Annotated in this window: 16 protein-coding genes and 1 pseudogene; 5 read left to right on the top strand and 12 right to left on the bottom strand. The window is 69.2% G+C overall.

Annotation, left to right across the window (positions count from 1 at the left end; all coding sequences use genetic code 11):
- Positions 1 to 89: 89 nt before the first annotated feature.
- On the top strand, positions 90 to 803 hold the full coding sequence (locus tag AB5J62_RS21350) for an SDR family NAD(P)-dependent oxidoreductase (RefSeq protein WP_370950065.1): 714 nt from the start codon (positions 90 to 92) through the stop codon (positions 801 to 803).
- A 24-nt stretch (positions 804 to 827) separates the two neighbouring features.
- On the opposite strand, the pseudogene AB5J62_RS21345 reads toward AB5J62_RS21350, so the two are convergent.
- A pseudogene (locus tag AB5J62_RS21345) lies at positions 828 to 1,996 on the bottom strand (IS110 family transposase).
- Positions 1,997 to 2,301: 305 nt separating this feature from the next.
- Between AB5J62_RS21345 and AB5J62_RS21340 the strand changes: the two are divergent.
- On the top strand, positions 2,302 to 3,099 hold the full coding sequence (locus AB5J62_RS21340; RefSeq protein WP_370950064.1) for an SDR family NAD(P)-dependent oxidoreductase: 798 nt from the start codon (positions 2,302 to 2,304) through the stop codon (positions 3,097 to 3,099).
- A gap of 402 nt (positions 3,100 to 3,501) precedes the next feature.
- On the opposite strand, the gene AB5J62_RS21335 is transcribed toward AB5J62_RS21340, so the two are convergent.
- The 8 genes from AB5J62_RS21335 to AB5J62_RS21300 form a co-directional block, all read right to left on the bottom strand.
- The gene (locus AB5J62_RS21335; RefSeq protein WP_370950063.1) at positions 3,502 to 4,197 is read right to left on the bottom strand and encodes an ABC transporter ATP-binding protein; all 696 of its coding nucleotides are present in this window, start codon (positions 4,195 to 4,197) and stop codon (positions 3,502 to 3,504) included.
- The gene (locus AB5J62_RS21330) at positions 4,194 to 5,897 is read right to left on the bottom strand and encodes an ATP-binding cassette domain-containing protein (RefSeq protein WP_370950062.1); all 1,704 of its coding nucleotides are present in this window, start codon (positions 5,895 to 5,897) and stop codon (positions 4,194 to 4,196) included. The genes AB5J62_RS21335 and AB5J62_RS21330 overlap by 4 nt, the downstream gene beginning before the upstream one ends.
- Positions 5,884 to 6,744 (bottom strand): branched-chain amino acid ABC transporter permease, encoded by an 861-nt coding sequence (locus AB5J62_RS21325; RefSeq protein ID WP_370950061.1) that lies wholly within the window; start codon positions 6,742 to 6,744, stop codon positions 5,884 to 5,886. The genes AB5J62_RS21330 and AB5J62_RS21325 overlap by 14 nt, the downstream gene beginning before the upstream one ends.
- 9 nt (positions 6,745 to 6,753) lie before the next feature.
- Complete coding sequence (locus tag AB5J62_RS21320) at positions 6,754 to 7,923, bottom strand: ABC transporter substrate-binding protein (RefSeq protein WP_370950060.1); 1,170 nt, start codon at positions 7,921 to 7,923, stop codon at positions 6,754 to 6,756.
- Positions 7,920 to 8,312, bottom strand: coding sequence for a nuclear transport factor 2 family protein (locus AB5J62_RS21315; RefSeq protein ID WP_370950059.1), 393 nt, complete (start codon positions 8,310 to 8,312; stop codon positions 7,920 to 7,922). Before AB5J62_RS21315 ends, AB5J62_RS21320 begins: the two co-directional genes overlap by 4 nt.
- 10 nt (positions 8,313 to 8,322) lie before the next feature.
- On the bottom strand, positions 8,323 to 9,075 hold the full coding sequence (locus AB5J62_RS21310) for a MoaF C-terminal domain-containing protein (RefSeq protein ID WP_370950058.1): 753 nt from the start codon (positions 9,073 to 9,075) through the stop codon (positions 8,323 to 8,325).
- A 57-nt stretch (positions 9,076 to 9,132) separates the two neighbouring features.
- Positions 9,133 to 10,095 carry a helix-turn-helix domain-containing protein gene (locus tag AB5J62_RS21305; protein WP_370950057.1) on the bottom strand — a complete coding sequence of 321 codons (963 nt, stop codon included), beginning with the start codon at positions 10,093 to 10,095 and terminating at the stop codon, positions 9,133 to 9,135.
- Between the two features lie 523 nt (positions 10,096 to 10,618).
- Entirely contained in the window at positions 10,619 to 16,120 is a 5,502-nt protein-coding gene (locus AB5J62_RS21300) for a biotin carboxylase N-terminal domain-containing protein (protein WP_370950056.1), read from the bottom strand.
- Positions 16,121 to 16,697: 577 nt separating this feature from the next.
- On the opposite strand from AB5J62_RS21300, the gene AB5J62_RS21295 reads away from it, so the two are divergent.
- Positions 16,698 to 17,477 carry an IclR family transcriptional regulator gene (locus AB5J62_RS21295; protein WP_370950055.1) on the top strand — a complete coding sequence of 260 codons (780 nt, stop codon included), beginning with the start codon at positions 16,698 to 16,700 and terminating at the stop codon, positions 17,475 to 17,477.
- Positions 17,478 to 17,774: 297 nt separating this feature from the next.
- A complete protein-coding gene (locus AB5J62_RS21290; protein ID WP_370950054.1) occupies positions 17,775 to 18,470 on the top strand; it encodes a response regulator transcription factor in 696 nt (231 codons plus the stop codon).
- Positions 18,471 to 18,478: 8 nt separating this feature from the next.
- On the opposite strand, the gene AB5J62_RS21285 is transcribed toward AB5J62_RS21290, so the two are convergent.
- The 3 genes from AB5J62_RS21285 to AB5J62_RS21275 are packed head-to-tail and all read right to left on the bottom strand — an operon-like array spanning position 18,479 to position 21,490.
- A complete protein-coding gene (locus AB5J62_RS21285; protein ID WP_370950053.1) occupies positions 18,479 to 19,387 on the bottom strand; it encodes a LysR substrate-binding domain-containing protein in 909 nt (302 codons plus the stop codon).
- 1 nt (position 19,388) lies between these two features.
- Positions 19,389 to 20,888 carry an MFS transporter gene (locus tag AB5J62_RS21280; RefSeq protein WP_370950052.1) on the bottom strand — a complete coding sequence of 500 codons (1,500 nt, stop codon included), beginning with the start codon at positions 20,886 to 20,888 and terminating at the stop codon, positions 19,389 to 19,391.
- Positions 20,885 to 21,490 (bottom strand): flavodoxin family protein, encoded by a 606-nt coding sequence (locus AB5J62_RS21275; protein WP_370950051.1) that lies wholly within the window; start codon positions 21,488 to 21,490, stop codon positions 20,885 to 20,887. Before AB5J62_RS21275 ends, AB5J62_RS21280 begins: the two co-directional genes overlap by 4 nt.
- 206 nt (positions 21,491 to 21,696) lie before the next feature.
- Between AB5J62_RS21275 and AB5J62_RS21270 the strand changes: the two genes are divergently transcribed.
- Positions 21,697 to 23,151: a long-chain fatty acid--CoA ligase gene (locus AB5J62_RS21270; protein WP_370950050.1), complete on the top strand. Its 1,455-nt coding sequence runs from the start codon at positions 21,697 to 21,699 to the stop codon at positions 23,149 to 23,151.

The raw sequence follows: 23,151 nt of genomic DNA, 5'->3' as shown, positions 1-23,151 counted from the left end.
AGGGCCGGTGAAGGCGTCGTGCGGTCGCGGACAAGAAGGCTGCACTGACGGCCAACCCCCGCGAAAGGCCAGGACCGCAGGATGACGCCATGCGACTTGATCTCGCCGGCAAGGCCGTGCTGGTGACCGGCGCGGCCTCCGGCATCGGCCTCGCCTGTGTCCGCGCGTTCCAGGCCGAAGGCGCTCATGTCGGCGCACTCGACCTGGAACGCGTGCCTGGTCATGACGTGCTGTCGGTGCGCACCGACGTGACGGACGAGCGTTCGGTCGCCGCAGCGGTCGGCGCGGTGGCCGAGCGGTTCGGCGGACTCGACGTCGTCGTCGGCTGTGCCGGGATCTCCGGTCCGGTGGGAACGCAGGTCACGGAGACCTCGGCCGCGGATTTCGCCGCGGTGCTCGCGGTCAACGTCACCGGCCAGTTCCTGGTGGTCAAACACGCCGCGCCGTGGCTCACCTCGGCGCGCGGCTCGGTGGTGCTGCTGGCCAGCGACTCGGCGTTCACCAGCGCGCCCGGCATGGTGCCGTACTGCGCGTCCAAGGGCGCCGTCGTCGCCATGACCAGGGCACTTGCCGTCGATCTGCCCGGCGTCCGGGTCAACTGCGTCTGCCCGTCGGTAGTGGACACCCCGATGTCCCGCGGCGATCTCGGCGACGTGCTGGACGATCCCGACTTTCCCGTTCAGGCTCCCGAAGACGTCGCCGCGCACGTGCTCTATTTGGCTTCGGCGCGGTCGCGCACGCTCAACGGCCAGGCCGTGCTCGCCGACTACGGCGTCTCGGCCCGCTCCGGTTTTCCCGCTTAGAAAGACATCCCAGGTCCGTAGATGTCAAGCCGCGGTGGAGGTGATGTGGTGCGACCAGGCGGTTGTCTCGTTGTAGAGGGTGCCGGTTTTGAGGCATCCGTGGAGGATGCCGACGAGTCGGTTGGCGAGCTGGCGCAGGGCGGCGTTGTGGCCGCTGCCGCGGGCGCGTTGCGTGTCGTAGTAGGTGCGTGCCCCGGGCGAGAAGCGCAGCGCGCTGAACGCCTGGGTCAGCAACGCGTCAATGAGCCGATCGTTGTGGATGAACCGGGCCAGCGCGACTTTCTTCTTGCCCGACGCTCGGGTGATCGGGGAGGTCCCGGCGTAGTTCTTGCGGGCTTTGGCGGTGGCGTAGCGGTCGGGGTCGTCGCCGAACTCCGCGAGCACCCGGGCGCCGAGAACCGACCCCAGACCAGGCTGGGACAGGATGATCTCAGCGGCCGGGTGCTGCCCAAAATAGGCATCGACCTGCCTTTGCAGGGCTTTGACCTGGGTGTCGAGGACGTTCAGGACCGCGATCAGCGCCTGAACCGAGGCGGCGTAAGCGGCCGCCACCACTTCGGGCTGGCCCAGGTGCTCGGCGCGCAGCGCGGCCTGGATCACCACGGCTTTCTCCGCGATGTTCTTGCGACGCGCCCGTTTCAACGCGGCGCTGATCTGAGCGATCGTCAGCCGGGCTGCCTGGGCCGGGGTCGGGGCCTTGCCCAGCAGTTCCAGGGTGTCGGCGGCGTCGAGGTCATCGAAGGCGGCCAGCGCGGCGGGGAAATAGTCCCGCAGCGCGTGCCGCAGCCGCTGCGTGTGGCGGGTGCGTTCCCAGATCAACGTCTTGTGGGTGCGGGCAACCACCTTCACCGCCTCGATCTGGGCGCTGTCACCGGCGACCGCCCGCAGCTCGTGGGCGTGGGTGCGGGCCATGTCGGCCAGCACATGCGCGTCACCGGCATCGCTCTTGGCACCCGAGACACCCAGCCGGTCGCGGAACCTGGCCGCCTGCAACGGATTCACCGCCAGCACCGTGTACCCGGCGGCGACCAGCGCCCGCACCCACGGACCCCGGTCGGTCTCGATCCCGACCAGCACCTCGGCTTCGTCGGCGTCGTCACCGATCAGCTCACCGATCATCGTATGCAGCCGGGCCATCCCCGCCACACCCTCCGGCAGCCTGGCTCTGCCCAGCCGACGGCCGCGGCGTCCATCACCTCCACATCGTGGTGGTCCTCAGCCCAGTCATCTCCCACGAAAAGCCGCAAAAGTCCTCCCGATCTCGATCACCTACAGCAGCCAGCGGGAGAACCTCAGCGACCTAATCAAACAGTGCTTCCCACCACGAACACGCGGGGCACGACATCCCATCAGCGATCAACTCTCCCGGCCCACCAGCAGGGGCACTGTCTTTCATCAGGACTCAAGCGTCCAGGACATCCGAGTGCTCACCCGCCGACCGGCTACCACCAGGAGTGTGCCGGATAGCCCACTCCCAGAACTGATTAGGACTTCTGCTGTGCACAAGGTTGTCGCGATCACGGGTGGTGGTACCGGTATCGGCGCGGCGGTCGCCCGTCGCTACTCGGACGAGGGCGCCCAGGTGGTGGTGCTCGGACGACGCCGGGAACCGCTGGAGAAGGTGGCCGCCGAGACCGGCGCGCACGTCATCGCCTGTGACGCCAGCGAACGCGAGTCCGCCGAAAACGCGGTGGCCGAGATCGTCGGCAAGTTCGGCAAGCTGGACGTCGTGGTGGCCAACGCGGGCGGCCACGGCCTGTCTTCGGTGATCGACACCGGCGACGAGGAATGGGAGCTGGCGCTGCGCTCGAACCTGTCCAGCGCCTTCGTGTTCTGCCGGGCCACGCTGCCGTCGCTGATCGAGACCAGCGGCCAGGTGGTCATCGTCTCGTCACTGGCGGGGCTGTTCGCCGGTCCTAACGTCGCGGGCTACACGGTCGCGAAGCACGCGCTGATCGGCCTGACCCGGTCGATCGCCCGCGACTACGGCCCGAAGGGCGTCCGCGCCAACGCGGTCTGCCCCGGCTGGGTCCGCACGCCGATGGCCGACGGCGAGATGGACCAGTTCGCCGAGGCCGCGGGCTTCACCGGCGGCCGCGACGAGGGCTACCGCCGGGTCACCGCCGAGGTCCCGCTGCGCCGGGCCGCCGAGCCGGAAGAGATCGCGTCGATCGTGCGGTTCCTCGGCTCGGCGGAGTCGTCGTACATCACCGGCGCGGTGATCGTGGCCGACGGTGGCGCGCACACCGTCGACCTGCCGACCCTCGCCTTCGAACGCGCGGGCATGGGCTCCTAGCGACGGCTAACCCACATGTGGCGCGGGGGTCGTGAGTGGTACGGCCGGTTCTAACCGGCGAAAACACTCACGACCCCCTTCTCGGCTGGCTTCGCCCACGCCAGGGGGCGTGGTCCGGCCTGGGTGAGGATGGCGGCTCCGCTCTTTGGCTGCGTGAACGCCCCTTTCGCAACCTTGCGCGTTGCGAAAGGGGCGTTCACGCAGTTCTAACGGCCCAGCAAAGCGCCTAAATGGGACATTAGGCGCGTAAAGACGTCCACTTGGTGTCCGCAGGACTTGCCCGGTGAGTCTGTGTCGCTTTTGCGCCTTTTAGGAGGTCTGTTGGCGTGGAGGCGCGCACGAAAGTGGCTTATGTGACGCTGATCGACACATAAGCCACTTTCGTGCGGTCGGCGCCGGAGCTTAGGTTTCGCCGAGGTAGGCGGCGTGCAGGGTGCTGGGTGAAGCCAGCAGGTCCTGCGCGCCGCCCGCGTAGGTGACCCGGCCCGAGGACACCACGAGCGCGTCGGTCGCCACGCCGAGCGCGAGGTGCGTGAACTGCTCGACGAGCAGGATCGCGGCGCCCTCCTCGGCGAATCGGGTCACCATCGGCAGCAGCCGGGTGAACACCACCGGGGCGAGGCCGAGTGACATCTCGTCGATCAGCAGGAACGACGGCCGTGCCGCGAAAGCCCTGGCGAGCACCACCATCTGCTGCTCGCCGCCGCTCAGCAACGCCGCCGGTGAGTCACGGCGTTTCTCCAGCTCCGGGAACAGCTCGAACAGCTCGTCCGCCCGCGCGCGGGTGCGCGCGGTCAGCATCAGGTTCTCCAGTACGGTCAGGCCGCCGAACACCGCGCGGCCCTGCTCGATATGCGCGAGGCCGCGGCGCGCGCGGGCGACCCGTGACTGCTTGGTCAGCTCGTCCGATCCGATGTGGACGGTGCCAGCCGAAGCGGGCACCACCCCGGAGACGGCCTCCAGCAGACTGGTCTTGCCTGCGCCGTTGGGTCCGACGAGCGCGGTGATCCTGCCCGGTTCGAGGGTGAGGTCGACGTCGGAGATCACCGGCCCGGCGCCGCGCGTGACCGTCAGGCCCGTTATCCGCAAAGCGTTCACAGCAGCTCCGTTTCACCCATGTACGCCTTGAGCACGGCGGGATCGGCCAGCACCTCGGCCTGCGGGCCGGAGGCCAGCACCCGGCCGAAGTCGAGGACGGTGATCGTGTCGCAGACCGAGCGGACCAGGTCCAGGTCGTGCTCGATGAGCAGCACGGACACCCCGAACCGCGCGGGAACCTGGCGCAGCCGCTCGCCGAACGCGACGTGCTCCTCGTGCGGGAGCCCGGCCGCCGGCTCGTCCAGCAGCAGCACCCTCGGCTTCGCCAGCAGATGCCCGACGACCTCGACCAGCCTGCGCGCGCCGACGTCCACTTGCGACAGTGGGGTGCGGGCGGCGGGGCAGCCGAAGAAGTCCAGCGCCTCGCCGATCTCGGCCGCGGTCAGCCGCCGCCTGGCCAGGAACTTGACGTACGCGCCGACGGTCAGCCCCGGCGGGACCCGGTCCTGCTGGAACGTCCGGCGCAGCCCGGCGCGCGCACGGGTCGACGGCGACCCGGTGAGCGGCCTGCCGGCCAGCTCGGCTTCGCCGTCGGCGTCCGGGAGGAACCCGCTGATGGCGTCGACCAGCGTCGACTTGCCCGCGCCATTCGGCCCGATCACGCCGAGCACGCCGTGTTCCGGCACCGCGATGTCCACTGAGGACAGTGCGGCGACGTGCCCGAAGTTCACGCTGAGCCCGCGCACGGTGAGCACCGGTGGCCCGGGGGAGACCGGCTCGATGGTCTCGGCACCGGCGGCCAGGTCGAGTTTCGCCGGTTCCTTCTTCGACCGCCGGTACCACAGGTTACGCACGGCAGTGCCGAGGTTACCGCCGCCGGCCAGCGCCTGGACGCCGAGCAGGCCGAAGACCACCAGGCCCCAGTCCTGCGGGATTCCCCAGCGCTTGAGCAGTTCCGGCACACCGACCCAGAGGATCGCGGCGAACACGGCCATGTCGATCAGATGCGCGCCGGACATGATCGCCATGACGTACAGCGCCAGCGACTGGATCGCGGTGAAGCTCGCCGGGAACGCCAGCCCGACCTGCCCGGTGAGCAGGCCGCCGCTGATCCCGCCGAGGGTGGCGCTCACCGCGAACGCGGTCAGCTTCGACGTCCGCACGCTCGTGCCCGCCGCGGCCGTCCCGCGTTCGGAGAACGCGACCGCCTGCCACGCGCTGCCCCAGCGGCCCCGGCGCAGGAAGTGGACGGCGAGGCAGCACAGCACCATGACGACCACGGCGAGCAGGAAGTAGGACCGGTCGTCGGAGAACGCGTCCGGCCGCTCGACCGAGATGCCGCCCGCGACGCCGGGGAACTGCAGTTGCACCAGCGTCAGGTCGGCCGCGGCGGCGAGCCCGAGTGTGACGACGGCGAGGTTGATCCCGCGCAGCCGCAACGCCGGGAGCCCGACGAGGATGCCGACGACACCTGCCGCGAGGCCGCCGAGCAGCAGCCAGACCAGGAACCCGCCGGGCGCCTGCGCCTCGTTCAGCGCCGACACCGTCCAGGCGCCGACCGCGCCGAAGGTCAACTGGCACAACGAGATCATCCCGGCGCTGCCGGTGACCACGCCCAGCCCGAGCAGCGAGATCCCGGCGACGACGGCGCTCATGCCGAGGTAGACGAAGTATCCGTCGAGCCCGATGCTCAGCCCGTAGCCGACCGCGATCGCGGCGATGGCGACCACGAACGGGATCCCGCGTTCAGCGAGCCGCATCCCACACCTCCTTGCGCTGCGACCACAGCAGCAGTGCGACGATCACCGCGAACGGCAGGAAGTACCGCGCGACCGATAGGCCGTCGACCTGCGCGGCGGCGCCTTGGACCAGGCCGAGCACCAGCCCGCCCGCGACCGCGAGGTCGAGCCTGCGGAACCCGCCGAGCAGCGCGGCGGCGGACGCGGGCACCACGAGCATGGCCAGCGACGTCGCGTCGTTGGACTGCAACGGCGCGACGATCGAGATCACCAGGGTGCTGACCAAGCCCGTCGCTGCCCAGACCGCGACGCTGAGCCGTTTCGCCGGGATGCCCAGCAGCTCGGCCGTGGTCGGGCGTTCGGACAACGCACGCAGCTGCACTCCGGCCGGTGTCCGGCTGAGCACCATCCGGCTGGCCATCGCGACCAGCACCGCCACCGCGACTGTCACCACGGTGACCTGGCTGATCACCACGCCGCCGACGGTGAGCGCCGGGCCGTCGAGCAGCGGGTGGAAGGGCTGCGGCTTGTTGCCGAACAGGATGAACGACAACGAGATCAGCAGGAGCAGCACCGCCACGGTGACCGCGGAGCGGGTGCCGGTGTCCGCCTCGGCGAGCCACGTCGAGACGATCCAGCCGAGCAACGCGCTGAGCAGCCCGCCGAGCAGGATCCCCGCGATGGTGGCGAGCCACGTCGGCAGTCCCGTGTGGACGGACAGGAACACGGCCACGTAACAGCCGAACATGCCGGTGGCCGACTGGGCGAAGTTGACCACCCGCACCAGTCGCGACATCAGCGTCAGGCACACCGCCAGCACCGCGTACAGTCCGCCGGCGGCGAGGCCTGCCAGCGCTCCCTGCAGCATCGTTTCCTCCTACTTCTTCGGGATGCGCAGCCAGTCGTTCGCGACCAGCTCCCACTTGTTGGCGCCCGAGGCGAGCTTGATCGGCCAGCCCGCGATGTTGTCGTGGTGCGTCTGACCCGGGCCGAAGACATACGGCGTGCCGACCATCGGGTCGCTGATCGGCTTCATCTCGCGCAGTGCCTTGGTGACCGACTCGCGGGTGATGTCGCCGCTGATCCCGCGCACCACGGAGAGGAAGTACTTCGCCGCCAGGTAACCGCCCTGGCTGAACGACGTCAGCGGGATGTTGTTCTTGGCCATCAGCTCGCGCCAGTCCTTGTTCTGCGGGCTGCTCGCGTCGGTGAACGGGTAGAACTCGGCCGGCACGTACACGCCGGAGCCCGCGTTGGTGATCGCCTTGGCGTAGTTCTCGCTGTAGACGCTGGTCAGCAGCAGCCAGGTGACGTCGGTCCAGCCCTGCGCGGCGGCGGCCTTGAGCTGGCCGATGGAGTCCGGCTCGACCGGGTTCACCGTGATCGCCTTGCAGCCCGCGTTGCGCGCCTTGACGATGTAGGAGGTGTAGTCGGAACCGCCGTAGGGCATGGTCGAGTCGAGGTACTTGAGCTTCTTGCCGGTGATGGCCGACCACTCGTCGATGGCCGCCTGGTACGACGGCAGCGTGTTGCCCGCGATCTCGAGCAACGCGCAGATGTTGTCGAGCTTGAGCGTTTCCGAGCCGTAGAGCAGGGTCAACGTCATGTCGTGGTACGGCCCGACGTTGACCGGGGCGATGTTGGGGCTGGTGAAACACGCCGGGTCGACGCCGATGCCCTGCATCGACAGGATCTTCTGCTGCTCGTAGTACTTGGAGTTGATCTCGCATTCGAGGAGGCTGGACGAGCCGACCAGCGCCACCGCCTCGTCACGGCCGACGAGTTCGCGCGCCGCCGCCGCGGCGGCCGCCGGGTCACCCTTGTCGTCGAGTGCCTTGTACTCGATCTGCCTGCCGTTCACGCCGCCGCTCGCGTTGGCCGCGTCGAAGACGGCCTTGGCCGCCTGGGAGGCTTCGGGGAAGGTGGCCGCGCCGCTCAGCGCGTTGACCGAGCCGACCTTGATCGGGCCGCCGCCACCGCTCTGCGCGCCCGCGCAGCCCGCGGTGGCGAGCAGCACGGCGGCGGCGAGCGCGGACAGGCGCCTCATCGGTCTTCCGCCGCGTTCGCGACGGGCACGGAGTCGACGATCTGCTCGAACGACACGAGTTCGCCGCCGTCGAACTTCCACACATGCGCGACGCGGGCGGTGAACGAGCGCCCGGTCTTGCGGTGCGTGCCCTCGTACGTGCCGATGCCGATCACGGTGTCGCCCGCGTCGGCGAGCTCGCCGAGCACGAAACGGTACCCGTCCCAGTCGTCCGCGATCGCGGCGAAGACCTTCTCCTCGACCTCGTCAGGGCCGGTGTACGTTCCGGCGTAAGGGAAACCGGCCGCCTCCGTCCAGGTGGTCTTCGGGCCGAGCGGGGCCAGCATGCCGGCCAGGTCACCCCGGTCGCTGGCCGCGTAGTGCGCGGCGATGATGTCTACAGTGGACACTTGTGCTCCTTCAGACCGGTTGCGCGTCGGGGTAGGCGACGGCGCCGAGTGGGTAGATGTGCCCGCCCGCGCGGGAATGTTCCGACCGGCCGTCCCCGGTCAGGCCGAGGAAGACGCCGGTGGTCCGCAGCGCGTAGCCGAGGTCGTGCAGCCACACACTGGCCACGGCGATGCGGAATTCGCGGAAACAGAACAGGTACAGCCCGTCCTGGAACTTCCACACCGTCGACAGGTCCATGTCGCCGTGGCCACGCTGGACGCCTTCAAGGCATTGCCACGCATACCGTTGCGACGACACGTAAACGTGTTCGTAGAGGTGTTCCGGGCTGTACCGGTAGATGTTGCGCTTGCCGATCAGATCACGCGACGGCCCCGGCACGTCGCCGGTCGCGTCGCCGGTGGTTCCAGCCCAGAATGTCTGCGAGACACGGGGAACGCCCTCGACGTCTTCCGCGCCGATCACCGAACGCACGGCCAGCGCGCGATGCGTGGTCGTGGAAAAGACGACGGTGAGCGCTTCGCCTTCCACGCTGGTGTGGGGGAGATTCACGAAGAAGACGTCTTCCCTGACGGCGACCGCGTCGTAGGGATCCTTGATTCCGTTGCAGGTGACGGTTTCGGCGTCCTCGAAGCGCAGCGCGAGCGTCGTCCCGTCGTCGAGTGCGACGGTGAGCTCGCGTCCGGTCAAGTCCGCGTTCGGCAGGCGATAGGTGGCGATTCCGGCGGCGAACTCGTCATAGGTGCGCCATTGCTCTTCGGGCATGCGGCCATCGTCGAGTGCCTCTCCGGCCGTGGCCAGCCTTCACGCGCTGGGCGGCAACTACCGGTCGCTCACGGTCAAGCCGCGCCGCGCCTCGCTCGGCGAGCAGCCGAACTCTGTCCGGAAAACCCGGCTGAAGTGCGGCGCGTCGACGAAACCCCACTTCGCGGCGATGGCGGCGACCGGCCGTGAAGCATGCACCGGATCGAGCAATTCGCGGCGGCAATGTTCGAGACGGCGAGTGCGGATCCAGCCCGAAACCGTCGTGCCCTGCTCATGGAAGAGCCCATGCAGATGCCGGGTGGAGATGTAGTGCTCGCCCGCGATCTGCGCCGGGCAAAGGTCGGTGGAGGCGAGATTCGCGTCGATATACGCCAATACGCGGCGCATCAGCTCGTCGTGCGGACCGGCCGTCGCGCGGGCGAGATCAAGCTCGCTGGCGAAGAGCGTGGCGAGCAGATCGACCGCCGTGTGCGCGAGCCTGACTCCCGCCGGCCCGCCGAGCTGGTCGAGGTTGCTGCCGAGCTGAGCGAGGAACGGCACCACGACGTTGCCCATGCCGCGTTTGCCCGACATCGGCACGGCGGTCAGCTGCCCGACCAGGTCACGGGGGAGATCGATGAGCCGCTGCGGGAACATCACCACGAGCGTCCGGAAGTCCTCCTCGAACGCCAGCGTGTACGGGCGGTGCGTGTCGTACAACGCCACGTCGCCGGGGCGCAGCCGGGCTTCGCGGTTGTCCTGCTTCAGCACGCCGGTCCCGGACAGGATCAGGCTCAGCTTGTAGAAGTGCCGGTCCGCCCTGGCGATCAGCTCCGGCGTGCGCTCGACGACGTGCGCCGACGCGGTCACCTCGGTCAGCTGGACGTCATCGGCGCCGCAGCTGCGGATCCGGCCGCGGAACTGGTCACGGTGCTCGCTGGTCACGTGCAGCGGCACGAAGGACTGCGACACCACCGTCCGGAAATCGGTGAAATCACGCGCGACCGTTGTCGTGGTCGGGTCGGCGGTGGCGGTGGTCAAGACGTCACCTCGCAGCATCGGAAGGCCAAGGTCATATACGATAAGCGATACGATCCCGCCGAGCAACGACCCCTCATTCGGGGCGCCGCGTTCGCTTGACCGCTCGGGTCATCCTGAGGGAATGAACGGGGCTCTTGTTCCGCTCAGCGTTACGGAAGTGGCTTTTGTTTCGCTCCGCGACCCGAGGTGAGCGACTGCGCCGGGTATTCGTCCCGCTATGCCGCTTTGGTCCATATTGTGGGGTGCCCCGAAGGTTGTGAACGCCTCGTTGACAACGCTGAGCGTCGTGAACGGGGCGTTCACAACCTTCTGCCGCACGAGGAGAGGTGACTCTGCCGGAACCGGCCGGAAGTGGGCGCACGTGACAAGGGGCCCCCTTGCAACGCTCTGGGTGACAAGGGCCGCCCTTGTCACCCAGAGCGCGGGCTTGGCCACGCCCACGCGAACCCCAGGCCAGGGGTCGTGAGTGTTTAGACCGGTTAGAACCGGCCGTACCACTCACGACCCCCACAACTAACGGGGTCTAGCGGTCCTTCATGCCCCGCTCGATCGCGTCGATGATCTTCGGCCGGAGTGCGGTGGCCGAGATGATCTCGTCGACCGAGCCGACCTGGACGGCGCGTTCGATGCTGTGCACGCCGTCGAACTCGGCGCCGACCTCACTCAGCTTCTCGGTGCGGACCGAGGAACGGAGTTCGGCGAGCTGGGCCGTCAGCAGCGCCTTCTCGGAGCTGGAGGCCGCGCTGATGCGGGCCTCCAGTTCGAGCACCGACGGGTCCTTGGCGGTGCGCTGGTTGACCTCACTGCCGAACACCGCCGCCGCCGCGGGCGCGCCGCCGATGACCGAGGCGAACGAGCCCTCGATCGCCAGCACCGTCATGTTCGGGTTGAGCGCCTTCGAGAAGACCACGAACGCGCCGCCGTGGTACCGCGAGATCACGGTGAACACGATGGGGCCCTCGAAGTTGACGATCGCGCGGCCGATTTCCGCGCCGTACTCCAGCTGGAGCTTGCGCATCGACTCGGGCGAGCCGTCGAAGCCGGACAGGTTGGCCAGCACCACCAGCGGGCGGTTGCCGCTGGCCGAGTTGATCGCGCGGGCGACCTTCTTCGACGAGCGCGGGAACAGGGTGCCCGCGGTGTAGGTGTCCGGGCCGTCGGTGGGAGGGAAGCCGCGGCGCTGCACGGACTTCGACTCGATGCCGACGAGGCAGACCGGGAAGCCGCCGAGGTGCACGTCCTGCACGGACGCGGTGTCGGCGTCGGCCATGCCCGCCCAGCGCTCCAGCACCTCGTGGTCCTGGTCGGACACCGCGCGCATGACCGTGCGGATGTCGAACGGCTTCTTGCGGTCGGGGTTGGTCTCCTTGGCGAAGATCTGGCCGACCGTGGTGAAGTCGCTGCCCTCGGCGTTGTGCGGGTAGACGGTGACGTCGCGGTCGGTCGGGTCGCTGGTGGTGGCCCGCCGCACGGTGGTCTCCGACGGCACGATGTAGGTGTGGTCGTAGTGCGCCATCAGCACGTCACGCGCGCCTGCCAGGTTCGGCGCCCAGTACTGCGCCTGCCCGTTGACACCCATGACGCGGTCGTAGCCACCGATGCCGAAGTTGTCCTCGGCCGAGACACCACCGGAGAAGTCGAGCGCCTGCTTCCCGGTCAGCACCATCGCCGAGTCGGGCGTCATGACCAGGATGCCCTTGGTGTGCATGAGCATCGTGGCTTCGGCGTTCCAGTACGGCTGGGCGCCGACGTTGATGCCCGCGACGACGATGTTGATCTCGCCGCCGTCCTGGGTGAAGTTGACGATCCGCTTCAGCGCGGCCGCCACCCAGTCCATGTTCTCCGTGCCGGACTCCATGGAGATCTTGGCGCCCGACGAGAGCGAGAACCACTCCAGCGGCACCTGCATCTCTTCGGCGAGGTCCAGCGCGGCGATCACGCGGGAGCACTCGGGCTCGGACAGCGCGCCGAGACCCTTCGTCGGGTCACCCAGCAGCACGACCCGGGTGATGCCCTCGGGGTGCCGCTTGGTCGGCGTGGTCGCCACACCCGCGACGAGCGAGGCCTTGTTCTTGCCACGCGGCCGGTCGACCGGCACCAGCTTGCCGTCGACCAGGTCGTGCTCGGTGAACGAGCCGTCGGGGCCGGAGAGCAGGTCGGTGAGCTCGTACGGGTAGACGTTGCCGCGGCGTGCCGCGCGCAGCACCTTCTGACGGTAGTCGTCGAGCGGCTTGATCATCTCGGTCGACGGCTCGCCGACGGTCAGCTTGACCCCGGTGCTCGCGTCGACGTTGATCCGCACGGCGATCTCGGACAGCTCGCCGGTGTTCTTGTCGCGGCGGCGGCCCAGGAACTGGATCTCCTCGAGGCCCGCGCCGCCGGTGGTCGGCAGCACGCGCTGGGCGAGCGTGTTCAGCTCGTCCATGGACAGCTCGCTGGTCGGCCACACGTAGACGAGGATCCGGTTGGTGTCGAACCGCTTGTTGGCCGGGCGCTGCGCCTGGACCTTGCGGATCGCGTCCATGCAGGTCGCCAGGATGTCCTCGGCGGCCGGCAGCGCGAGCAGCTTGCCGTTGTTGTCGCGCAACGGGGTCAGGTCGCGGACCTGGGCGAGCGCGACGAGCCGCTCGTCACCGGGGCTCTCCGGCGCGACGCACTTGAACAGGTAGACCTCTTCGTCCGCCGACGGCAGCCGTGTGAGGTCGAACCCGCGCAGGCGCTCCAGCTGCATGCGCACCGCGATCTGCGGGTGCAGGCCGCGGATGAGCCGCTCCTCGGTGAACCCTTCGGCCGACGGCCGGAAGGTGAAGTGGTGGTGGACCACCGCGCCGCTGCGCCCGGCGACGGTCGTGGTGATGCGGCGGACCTGCTGCGGCAGCGGCTCGGCGGCCACCACCTTGCGCAGCACGGCGGCCATCGCGTCGACGTCGTCGGGCTGGTCGCCCCAGGTGACGTAGAGGTCGGCGACCAGGTCGCCCGACGGCGGCAGGTCGGCCGCGAGCTCGCCGACCGCGCGCACGGCGTCGCCCAGCGCGGGGAAGTCGACGGCGGTGGTGACGACGCGGGTGTGCTCGGCCTCGGCCACGTGCTCGGCGACGACGAACGTGCCGCTCTCGGCGCTCGCCGTGCGGATGTCCTCGAGCGAGCGGTCGCGGTAGTAACGCCGGGTCAGCACCTCGAGCAGCGGCACGGGGTCCATGCCGTCGCGGCCGATGCGCTGGCCGAGCAGCCTGACGAGCGGCTCGGAGCTGGTGACCATCGACGCGATCCGCTCGGCGCGGTCGGGCGCGTCCGGGTTCTTGTCGAGGTAGCGCAGGTGCGCGCGGACGTCCGCGTAGACCTCGGCGCGGCTGCGGCGCAGCAGCGGCTGGGCGAACCAGCGGAACACCACGCTGCGGGCGAGGTCACCGACGGACGGGAACCGCAGCTGCGTCGCGGCGACCAGGTGTTCCAGCACCAGGCCCGCGGGCTCGCGCGAGTCGCCGGTCGGCGGCTCCTCGGTGAGCCACAGCTGCAGCAGCGTGACGATGATCTTGACGTCGGCAGCCGAACGCTGCTGCGCGAGGAAGATGCGGAACACCGCGCCTTCCAGCGCCGGCGTGCGCTCGAAGTCCTCGATCCCGTAGTGGCTCAGCACCCGGGCGAGACGCGTCTTGAACGTCTCCGAGAGCCCGGCGCGGTCGACGTCGAGGCTCTGCAGATAGGTGTGGAAGTACTCGCGCGGGCTGTGCACCCGACTGTCCGCTTTGGACTCTTCACCGGCAGGCTTGTTGCGGCTCAGCTCGGAAAGGTCGGCGAACAGGCTAAGCAGCTCGGTCTCACCGTCCACTGTGCGCTCACCGGCGGCGATGAGTTCCTTACGTGCCAACAGGTACGACGTGAGCGCGCGCTTCTCGTCGTGCGGGTCGACGTCGAAACCGAGCAGCAGGCTGCGCAGGTCCTGCAGGCCGCGCGCCGCGCGGTCCGCCGCCGACACGCCACCCGGCTCGGCCGGGACGTCCAGCTTGACCTCGGCGACCTCTTCGGCGGGACCATCGGCCTCGTCGGCGTCACCGAGCGGCTCGAGGCGCAGCAGCGGGGCGCCGGTCTCGACCTGGCTGCCGACGGAGACCGTGCACTCCTTGAGCCTGGCGCGGAACGGCGCGCGCAGCACCGTCTCCATCTTCATGCTCTCGAGCACGAGCACCGGGGCGCCGGCTTCGACCTCGGCGCCGACCTCCAGCGGCGTCGCGACGACCAGCGCGGGCGCGGGGGAGCGGACGACGCCGCCCTCGTCGAGGCTGACGCGGTGCGTGACACCGTCGACCTCGACCAGGTGGATCGGCCCGTGCGTGCCGGTGACCAGGCGGAACCGGCTGCCGTTGACGGTGATCTGCCCGGTGTGCGCGTCGAACCGGTCGACGACGACGTCCATCGGGTGCAGCTCGCTGCCGTTGGCGACGCCGACGCGGAACCGCTTCGGGCCGGTGCGCGCGACGGTGACCTTGTACGCGATGCCGCGCAGCTTCAGGTCGAGCGGACGGCCGCTCTTGTGCTGGACCTGCGGGCGGCCACCGTGCGAGGTCTCCAGCAGGCGCTGACGCTCGACGCCCTCTTCGACCTCGTACGCCTCGATGGCGGCCGCGGCGAGCGCGATCGCGGAGTGCCGGTGCAGCACCAGGCGGCCCTCGGCGCGGACGCGGTCGATCCAGCCGGTGTCGGCGGAGGCGTCGATCACCTCGGGCTGGTCGAGCAGGTCGAGCACGAAGCTCTTGTTGGTCGCGCCGCCGTCGATGATGACGGTGGTGTTGGCCATCGCGCGGCGCAGGCGGCCGAGCGCCTCGTCACGGTCGCGGCCGTAGGCGATGATCTTGGCGATCATCGAGTCGAAGTCGGCGGGGATGCTGTCACCCTCGCTGACGCCGGTGTCCACGCGGATGCCGGGACCGGCGGGCAGCGTCAGGCGCGCGATGCGGCCCGGCGACGGCGCGAAGTCGCGGTCGGGGTCTTCGGCGTTGAGCCGCGCCTCGATGGCGTGGCCGAACTCGGCGGGCTTCTCGCCTTCCAGCTTGCCGCCGGAGGCGACGTGCAGCTGCGCCTTGACCAGGTCGACGCTGGTGGTCAGCTCGGTGATCGGGTGTTCCACCTGCAGGCGGGTGTTGACCTCGAGGAAGGCGAACAGCTTCTCGCCGGGGTGGTACAGGAACTCGACGGTCGCCGCGCCCTTGTAGTCGACGGCCAGCGCGAGCCGCTCGGCCGAGGCCTTGAGGTCGGCGGTCTGCTCGGGGCCGAGCACCGGCGACGCGGACTCTTCGATGACCTTCTGGTTGCGCCGCTGCACCGAGCAGTCGCGGACGCCGAGCGCCCACGCGGTGCCCTGGCCGTCGGCGATGACCTGCACCTCGACGTGCCGCGCGCCGGAGACCAGCCGCTCCAGGAACACGACGCCGGAGCCGAACGCGCGCAGCGCCTCCTGGCTGGTGCGCTCGTAGGCGTCGGTCAGCTCGTCGGCCGAGTCGACCCGGCGGATACCGCGCCCGCCACCACCGGCGGTCGCCTTCAGCATCAGCGGGTAGCCGATCTTCTCGGCGGCCGCGATGGCGTCTTCGAGCGTGGCGACCTCGCCACGGCTCCACGGCGCGACCGGCACACCGACCTCTTCGGCGATCAGCTTCGAGCCGATCTTGTCACCGAGTTTGCGCATCGCCTCGGCGCTCGGGCCGACGAAGGTGACGCCGGTCTTCTCGCACAGTTCGGCGAACGCCGGGTCCTCGGCGACGAAGCCCCAGCCGACCCACGCGGCGTCGGCCTCGGTCTCGCGGAGCGCTTTCTCCAGCAGCTCCAGATTCAGGTAGGGCCGAGCGGCGGCGGGCCCGAGCGAGTAGGCGATGTCCGCCTCCCGCACGAAGGTCGCCGTCTGATCGGCATCGGTGTACAGGGCGACTGTCTCGATCCGGGCTCCTGTCTCCGCGGAGAGCTCCCGGACGGCGTGGATGAGACGCATTGCGGCCTCACCACGGTTGATGATGGCGACACGACTGAACACCGACTGAGCCTCCCACGACGGACACACCTCAGGGCGACGATCCTGATCAAGGAATCATCGCCCAGTTTCCTGAGGCACACTCTCTCGCGTACCGCGCCGGAACGCTATGTCGGACTTGACGCATGGCGCGGGCCATTCATTGTGGACAACGTCAAAAAACGGCCTGTCCAGCGAAGTTTCCGTGAGCTGGGTCGCAGTAGTTAGGGGTCCCCTATATTGCCGGAGGGTAAACAGCGTGTCCGAATTGTCCGGTTGACGGGCTGGGCTCGGCGGTCGCGGCACGAACTGTGAGACCGGTACGCCGCACGGGCGGAGGATCTTGGACGTGACGAAGGGGGCCCATGTCACGCTCAGCGTTACAAGGGTGGCTTTTGTGTGGTTCGGCCGCGCCCGGGTCCGCGCCGCCCAATGGCGCCCGCGCTTTCGACGAAGTAACGACATTTTCGCGGAACCGTTTACGGCGCCTTGCCGATACTGGATACCCGGCGTCGAACCTTTCGGCCTTCCCGTCCGTGTAGGTGGCTGGGCGGCGTCCGGCCGTGCCAGTGTTCCGCACGTGGAAGGGGAGTCACGCGACATGGGTGGCAACACCAGGGAGGCAGGCCGCAGCACCGCGAACCGGTTGCTGTCGCTGCTGGCGGCGTTCACGTCGGCGGCGCCGGTGCTGACGTTGAGCGAACTCGCTCGGATCAGCGGTCTGCCGATCGCGACCACGCACCGGCTGGCCGGGGAGCTGATCGAATGGGGCGCGCTGGAGCGCCTCGCCGACGGCCGGTTCCAGGTCGGGATCCGGCTGTGGCATGTGGGCTCGCTCGCGCCGGGGCACCGTGACCTGCGGTCGGTGGCGATGCCGTTCATGGAGGACCTCTACGAGGCGACCCACGAGAACGTCCAGCTCGCCATCCGGGACGGGAAACGCGTGCTGTATCTGGAAAAGATCTCCGGCCGCAAATCCGTGGACACGATGACGCAGGTGGCGGGGCGGCTGCCGCTGCACGCCACCGGCGTCGGCAAGGTGATCCTCGCGTTCTCCGGCGCGGAGCTGTTCAGCCAGATCGTGGCCGACGGGCTGGCCCGCTGCACGCCGCACACCATCACCTTGCCCGGCGTGCTGGCCGAGACGCTGGAACAGGTCCGGCAGAACCAGGTGGCGTTCTCGCTGGAGGAGATGACGATGGGGGCGTCGTCGGTCGCGGCTCCCATCTTCGGGCCGGAAGGCAAGCTGGTGGCGGCGCTGGCGTTGGTCGTGCGGTCCTCGACGAACGTGCGGCCGCTGGTGGCCGCCGTCCGGACCGCGGCGCTCGGCGTCACCCGCGAACTGTCGGCCCCGCTTTCGCCCGGTGGAAATCTGGCCTAGCGAGTTGACTGAGAACGGGTTCGCACGGTCCCGCCGGGCGGAATCGGCGGCGGAGGCCGCCATTCCCGGCGGATATTGATCAGTGAAATCGATGGCAGACCGCTTTTCCGGTCTTTCCGGAAGCCTGCCCAGCTCGAATCGGAATGACTTCCACTCACCGGAAGTCGGGTTGTTGTCCGTTTTGCGGTGAGCTTTTGTTGTCAACCGGCTCCGTGGTTTCTATCGATTTTCTGTCAGTTTTCCGTCTGGCGGAAGGTGACCGTGGTAATCAGCGGGACACCTTCCTAACGTGGCCGTATGGCTACCGCACGGAACTACGCGCCGATCCCGCCGAAATCGGTCGGGGTGCTCGTCGTCGACGACGACCGGGAGACCACCGACCTGCTGGCCGACCTGCTTTCGGGTGAGGGGTACGTGGTCGAGCGGGCTTACGACGGCCACCGCGGCCTCGAGCTGGCACTGACCGGCCGGTTCGAGGTCGCCGTCGTCGACCGGGGGCTGCCGGTGTATTCCGGCACGGAATTGCTGACCAGGCTGCGCGTGGCGGGTGTGCTCACGCGTGCTTTGATGCTGACCGCGCGCGGCGCGATAGCGGAACGCGTCGAAGGGCTCGACGCGGGCGCCGACGATTATCTCGTCAAGCCTTTCGATGTCGAGGAATTGCTCGCGCGGGTGCGCGCGCTGCATCGCAGGCGGCCGGCCAAACCGGATTTCGTGCTGCTCGGCGAGAGCAGGCTCAATCTCAAACGGCGTCACCTGGTGCGGCCCGGAAGTGATCCGGTTCCGCTGTCCGGCAGGGAATGCGCGTTGCTCGCAGCACTCGCCGTCGAACCGCGCGCGGTGCATTCACGCGAGCGGCTGCACGACGAGGTCTTCCCGGACACCGAGGCCCGCTCGATCGTCGACACCTACGTCTACTACCTGCGCCGCAAGCTGGGCCGCGCGTCGGTGCAGACCGTGCACGGCGTCGGTTACCGCCTCGGCGAGTTCTAGGACACGCCCTAGCCGGCGTTCGCCATGACGGTCCCGGTCCGGCTGGTGAGCTCCGTGGCCACCGCCGCGATCGGCGAGTTCATCGGCCAGACGAGCCGGGTACGCCGCCAGAGCTGACCGTCGACCAGCCTGGCCAGCGTGAGCCCGGTGGCCGGGACGTCGTGTGCCAGGAACGCGCCGATGGCCTGGCCGCCGCGGATGATGTCGGCCGCGGTGGTGTGGTCGACGCCGAAATGCCGGAACCGCGGGGTGAAGCCGGTCCGTTCGCACGCGAGCCGCAGGCTCAGCCGCAGCTCCTCGGATCGGCCCGACGGCACCACCCAGGCCTCGTCGGCGAGTTCGCGCAGGCTCACGAGGTCGCGCCCGGCGAGCGGATGCCGGTCGGACAGGCCGATCAGCATCGGTTCCTTGCCGAGGTCGAGGCAGGCGAGCCCGGTCAGCCTCGGCGTGGGGAGGTACGGGAACTCGGTGATCAGGCCGAGGTCGAGCTTGCCTGCCCGCAACGACGCGAGCAGCCGGTGCTGCTGCTCCTCGACATAGACGAACTGCTCGTGCTCGGGCAGAAGGTCCGCGACGATCCCGGTCACCCTCGGCAGCCAGTTCCCGCCGCCGCTCGCGCCGATCCGCACCGAGTACGCGGGCGTCGCCTCACCGCCGAGCGCGCGGGTGGTGGACAGCAGGTCGTCGAACTGCGCGAGCAGATCCCTTGCCCGCAATACGAAATGCGTGCCGAGCTCGGTCGGCACGACACCCTCCGGCCTGCGCTCGAACAGCGGCCCGCCGAGATCCTGCTCGATCCGCTTGATCTGCGCGGTGAGGCCAGGCTGGGCGATGCTGAGCGCGGCGGCGGCCCGGCTGATGCTGCCTGCTTCCGCGACGGCGACGACGACCTTGAGGTGACGAAGTCCGAGGTCCACGCTAGTCCTCCCGCCGGAAGCACCGGACGATGATCATGCAGCCCAGCAGCGAGACGACGGCGGTGACGGTCGCCGTGACGTCCATGGCGTGCAGGTAAGCGTTGTCGGCGGCGGAAACGAGCTCGGGACGGCCCAATGCCCGGCCGACCGCGCGGGCGCCCTCAGCGGACGCGGCCGCCTGGTCACGCGCGGCTCCGGGTAGGCCGGACAGGGCGGGCGTGACCGCGTTCGTGTAGGTGGCCGCGAGCAGTGAGCCGAGCGCGGCGACACCGAGCGTGCTGCCGAGTGGACGGGTCGCGGCGCTGATCGCGGCACCGGCCCCGGTGCGCCCGGCGGGCAGTACCGCGAGCATCTCCGAGGTGACGGGCGGAATGACCAGCCCGGTGCCGAGCCCCTGCGCGACCAGCAGCAACACCAGGTAGACGAGCGGGGTGTGCGCGTCGAAGAGCACGAACGCCGCGTAGGTCGCGGTGGCCAGCAGCAATCCGGCGAGCGCTGTCCAGCGGGTGCTGAGCGCGGCGGCGACGCGTGGCGAGAGCTGATTGCCCGCGACGATGCCGACCGCGGCGCCGGTCATCACAAGGCCCGCCTGCGCGGGGGAGAGCCCGTGGATGCCCTGGAGATAGAAGGCGCAGTAGAACAACTGGCCAGCGAGTCCGGCGAAACTCAGCAGCAGGCCGAGCGCGCCGCCGGCGAACCGGGGCCGGGTGAACAGCCGGACGTCGAAACTCGGCTGCTTCGCGCGTAGCTGAACGAGCGCGAACGCGACGATCAGCGCGAGTCCGGTGAGCGCGGTCGTCAGCGCGAGCGGGTCGGCCCAGCCGGCGCGGCCGCCTTCGATGATGCCGAAGACCAGCCCGCCGAGCCCGAGCATCGACAGGACCAGCCCCGCCGGGTCGAGGGGCCGTTTGTCCGAAATAGACAGTTTGGGCACGAACGACAACGCGGCGACGACGCACAGCGCGGCGATCGGCACGTTGACGAGGAAGACCGAGCCCCACCAGAACCGGTCGAGCAGCACGCCGCCGAGCACCGGCCCGATCGCGACCGCGACACCGCTGGCGGACGCCCACGTCGCGACCGCCCTGGCGCGGCGCTCCGGCGGCACACCGAGTGTCGCGATGGCGAGCGTGGCAGGCGTGACCAGCGCGCCGCCGATGCCCATGACGCCGCGAGCGACGACGAGCACCGTCGCGTCGCCGGAGACGGCGGCGAAGACCGAGGCGAGCGCGAGCACGGTGAGCCCGGAGACGAGTACCGCGCGCGGGCCGAAGCGGTCGCTCAGCGCGCCGCCGGTGAAGATCAGCGCCGCGAACATCAGCGGATAGGTGCTGACGGCCCACGCCAGCTCGCTGCCGCTGGCGCCGATGCCGCGCACCGGGTCGGACAGCACGTCGACGGCGATGTTCAGGATGGTGTTGTCGAGCAGCACCAGCGTCTGGGCGGTGACGGCCGCCGCGAGCACGAAACGCGGCGAAGTCGTGGTGACGGTGCTGGTCATGGCCGGGTCGCCAGCCTGCCCGCGACGAAGACCCGTGCCTGGGTGGCGACCCTGGCGCCGAGATGCTCGGCGGTCGCCAGGTCGGATTTGTGCACCACATCCGGTTTGCTGTCCACATTGGACTGGGCGCCTGCCCCGAGGTAGAAGCCGAGCCGGTTCAGGTCGTACTCGCTGCCCTTGCCCGAGTTCCAGCCTGGCGCGAGCCCCAGTGTCACCCAGAGCATGCCGTGCTGCGCGGCCAGCGTGGCGAAATAGGCGAGCGTGCCGGACTTGTCGCCCGCCATCGAGCCGGAGTTCGTGAAACCCGCGGCGAGTTTGTCGGCCCAGCGACGGGTGAACCAGCGCCTGCTGCTGGCCTCGGCGAAGCCGTGGAAGGCGGCCGACGCGGTGCCCATGTAGGTGGGCGCGCCGAAGATGATCGCGTCGGCGTCGTCGAGCTGATGCCACTGCGGGGTGGTGATCCCGCTGACCTCGATCGGGGTCACCTCGACCCCGCCGACCGCCGCCGCGCCGTCCGCGACCGCCGCGCCGAGCCGGGCGGTGTGCCCTCGTCCGCCGTGATAGGCGATGGCCACTTTCGCGGCGGGGAAGGTGTCGGACACCAGTCCTCCTGAGCGGTATGCGGGGTAGGTGCGCTGAATATCGCAGACAAGTCTGAGAGATTTTTCAAAGCGTCTCAGGTTCGTTTCTCGGAATTTTCTGAGAAAGTCCTCTGTACTCGGTCGATGGCACTTCCGGCTCCGCGCCGGGGAAAACTGTTGCGTTCACTACCTTTCGTCGAAGGGCGACGGTGGGCCATCCTGTGCGCATGAACGAGCTGAATCGCGGCATCGGATCGTGGCCTGCCCGTCGCGCGCGCGGTGCCGGTGACCGGACCGCGCTGATATTCCAGGAAAGGGAATATTCCTATATCGAACTCGAACGCCGTGTCACCGCGCTGGCCGCTTCGTGGCGCGCGTTCGGTATCGGTGCTGGCGATCGGGTCGCGTATTTGGGCCCCAATCACCCAGCGTTATTGGAAACACTGTTTTCCGCCGGTTTGCTCGGTGCCGTGTTCGTCCCGCTGAACACCCGGCTCGCCCCTGCCGAACTCACCGCGATCCTGGCCGACGCCGGCGCTTCGCTGCTCGTGCACGGCTCGGACATCTCCTCGCTCGGCTTCACCGGCCGCACGGTCGAGGTCGGGCCCGATTTCGAAGCGCTGGCAACGGAAGCAGGCGGGTTCACCCCCGCGCCCGTCGGCCTCGACGACCCGTGCCTGATCCTCTACACCTCGGGCACGACCGGCCGCGCGAAAGGCGTGGTGCTGACGCACGGCAATCTGACCTGGAACGCGATGAACGTCATCGTCGACGTCGACCTCCGCGAAGGCGACGTCGCTCTGGTCACCGGACCGCTGTTCCACACCGCCGCGCTGAACGTGGACACACTGCCGGCAATTCTCAAAGGCGGCACGGTGGTGCTCACCGGCGGATTCGACCCGGACGAGACGATTCGCCTTGTCGAACGTTATCGCGTCTGCTACACCGGCGGCGTTCCGACGATGCACGAGATGCTCACCCGTTCCGCACTTTGGGAAAACGCCGACCTGACCAGCTTGCGCTTTCTTTTCTGCGGTGGCTCGCCGGTCCCGGTGGAGCTGGTGAAACGTTTCCAGGACCGCGGAATCCGGTTTCAGCAGGGGTACGGCATGACGGAAGCGTCACCCGGTGTGCTGATGCTGGCCGGTGAGCACGCGCTGCGCAAACCGGGTTCGGCGGGAATTCCGCATTTCTTCACCGACGTCCGCCTCGCCGACTCCGAGGTCCAGGTTTCCGGCCCGAACGTCAGTCCCGGCTATTGGAACGCCCCCGACGCCCAGGCCGCGTCGTTCACGCCCGACGGCTGGCTCCGCACGGGCGACATCGTCCGCTTCGACGACGAAGGCTTCGGCTGGGTCGTCGGCCGCGTCAAGGACATGATCATCTCCGGCGGCGAGAACATCTACCCGGCCGAGGTCGAGACCGTCCTCATCGAACACCCGGCGGTCGCGGACTGCGCGGTCGTCGGTGTACCCGACCCGAAGTGGGGTGAGGTCCCCGCGGCCTTCGTCGTCCCCGAACCCGGCGCGGCCCCGTTGACGGAGTCGGACCTCCTGACCTACCTGACCGGCCGCCTCGCCAAGTACAAGGTCCCCAAGACGGCCGCACTGGTCGACGCCCTGCCGCGCAACGCCTCGGGCAAGCTCGACAAGCCCGCCATCAAAGCCCGCTACCTGAGCTGA

It is taken from the genome of Amycolatopsis sp. cg5, assembly GCF_041346955.1.
Taxonomy (GTDB): domain Bacteria; phylum Actinomycetota; class Actinomycetes; order Mycobacteriales; family Pseudonocardiaceae; genus Amycolatopsis.
Note: the sequence above shows the minus strand (reverse complement) of the source record. Positions and strands in the feature narration are given on the sequence as shown.